This window comes from Neobacillus drentensis (assembly GCF_036962765.1).
GTDB lineage: Bacteria > Bacillota > Bacilli > Bacillales > Cytobacillaceae > Neobacillus > Neobacillus drentensis_C.
The window spans coordinates 1-2385 of sequence record NZ_JBALOS010000195.1 but is presented as its reverse complement, the minus strand read 5'-3'; the positions used below and the strand labels follow the sequence as shown (position 1 = coordinate 2385).

At 32.0% G+C, this 2385-nt stretch carries 3 protein-coding genes; all 3 read left to right on the top strand.

All coding sequences use genetic code 11. From position 1 onward, the window contains the following. A partial coding sequence (locus V7137_RS22040) for a CotH kinase family protein (protein WP_335700055.1) occupies positions 1-1123 on the top strand: 1123 nt, incomplete at its 5' end. Positions 1124-1263: 140 nt separating this feature from the next. Further along, complete coding sequence (locus tag V7137_RS22035; protein WP_335700054.1) at positions 1264-1800, top strand: hypothetical protein; 537 nt, start codon at positions 1264-1266, stop codon at positions 1798-1800. A gap of 61 nt (positions 1801-1861) precedes the next feature. Further along, positions 1862-2385, top strand: a 524-nt coding sequence (locus tag V7137_RS22030; RefSeq protein WP_335700053.1) for a hypothetical protein, incomplete at its 3' end; no start/stop codon positions are given.

Genomic DNA, 2385 nt, shown 5'->3' with positions numbered 1-2385 from the left:
CATATATCTAGAAAAAATATTGTTTAGGAGAATTCAAGTGTTAAAATACGAAATTATAATTAATCCGAAGTGGTTAAGAAAATTGGATAACGACATTTGGAATGATGAATTAGTACCTGCCGTATTAAGGATAGGTGAGGATCGAATTAGTATTAAAATAGCCTATCGAGGAAACGTGATAAGGGATAAGAAAAAAAAATCCTATCGTATTGTTTTTCAAAAACCTTACAAGGTCAATGGAGCTCATGAAATCCATCTAAATGCAGAATTTTCAGATGTATCATTAAGTAGAAATAAATTATCACTTGATTTCTTTGATCGAATTGGGGTTATTTCTCCACACTCCCAGCATGTTCTGTTATATATCAATGGAAAAAATAAGGGCATTTATTTAGAAATTGAATCTTTTGATCAATTTCTCCTTAAAAAAAGAAAATTGCCGGATGGAGCCATTATTTATGCAACCAATAATCGAGCAAATTTCTCCTTAATAACTAAGAAAAAAGAAATAAAAAAACGTTTGGACCAAGGATACACATTAAAATATGGTGATCAAGAAGATATGGTTGATTTAAAAAGATTCATTGCAATGATAAATGCTCTAAGTAATGAAGATTTTGCAAAAGAAATCCCACAAGTATTGGATGTTGAAAAATACTTAAAATGGGTATCTAGCGCAGTATGTGTTCAGAATTATGATGGTTTTATCCATAATTATGCATTATATAAAAATAGTAAAACTGGACTATATGAAATTACTCCGTGGGATTATGATGGTACCTGGGGAAGAAACCTTCATGGAAGGAAGCTTGATTATGACTATGTTCCATTGACTGGCTTCAACACACTTTCCGCTAGACTTTTCCACTTTCAACACTTTAGAAACTTATATAATGAAATCCTCACAAGTATTTTAGAAAATGACTTTACTCTAGAAGTCCAAAAACCTATTATTGATGATCTATTTGATTCGTTAAAACCACACATGAGTCTAGATCCATATATTAACTCTACAGCTGAATCCTTAGAGCTAGAAAAAAAGGTTTATTTTAACTTTATAAAAAAAAGAAACGATTATCTTAAGAAAGAATTAAAATCCTTTATAAAGGTAAAAAGTATATGAATTTCAATCATATACTTTTTTTTTTGCCTATTTTTACCCAAAACAGTAAAAAAAGGCTCCTTTATTAGTACAACATCACCCCGTGATACATATAGATGCAGTGTAAATGTTTATTTAATTTAAAGGAGGATATTTCTTTTATGGAGAGAGAAATGATGGAACAATTTGTCGGCAAAATAATTAGGGTTGACCGGGGAGGACCAGAATCAAGAAGTGGAAAATTACTGGCAGTATTTGAAGACTTCTTTGCCATTTTAACTGAACACGATGGGGTCGTATATTATAAGACAAATCATGTCAAAAGTATCACAGAAAGTTCAAAAGATGATATGAAGTTTGGATTGAAGGTCCCAAATAAGCTTGATTTTAAAAAGGCTGATACCTTTCAGAAGCTTTTAGGAAAAATAAGATTTCAATGGGTGAAAATTAATCGTGGCGGTCCTGAATCATTAGAAGGCGTACTAAGCGATGTAAACAAACATTTTGCTTCACTGATTCTTAAAGAAGAAGTTGTCCGCGTCTCGATGCATCACATTCGAAACATAAGCTATGGACTGAAAGTTGATAATTCCAATGAATCTAATGGTAATGACAACAGTAGCAAGAGCAGCAGCAGTAACAAGAGCAGTAGCAGTAACAAGAGCAGTAACAAGAGCAGTAATAACAAAGATAAATAAAAAAAATATTGTCGCTTCTCCACTAGAGAAGCGACCCATTATCTCTTAAGGAGGATTAAACATGGGTTTAGATAAATTTTCAGCTGCATTGGATTTATTAAAAGGTTTTAGTGTAAATCTTTATGTAGGTGAAGACGTATTTAAAGGAAAACTTATCGATGTTGAGGCAGATCATGTAGTGCTGGAAACCGAAAATAAATACATTTTTTATTATAACATTGATAAAATTCAAGCAATCACTAAAAATACTAGACAGTTTCAACCTGAGAAAACAACGTCAAAATTTCAAAAAACACAGAGTTTAACAGATTTACTTCATTCCTTTCAACATACTTGGGTAACGATATTGACTATCAACAAACAAAGATTTACCGGCGTTTTAAGCGAAATTGATACAGACTTTGCTACCTTAATTAACGGTGATGAACGAATCTTAATTAAATTAACTCATGTGTCAAACATTCTCAAAGGGTCTATAGAAGAAGAGACTGCAAAGACCTCCTCATCTTCTTCCGGTGATAAAGAGGACTCAAAGAATCATTCATCTTCTTCTGGTGATAAAAAGGACTCAAAGAATCATTCATC

Bases quoted from the DNA above. Each gene is read 5' to 3' on its own strand.
- V7137_RS22035 (WP_335700054.1), top strand. From the start codon at position 1,264: ATGGAGAGAGAAATGATGGAACAATTTGTCGGCAAAATAATTAGGGTT.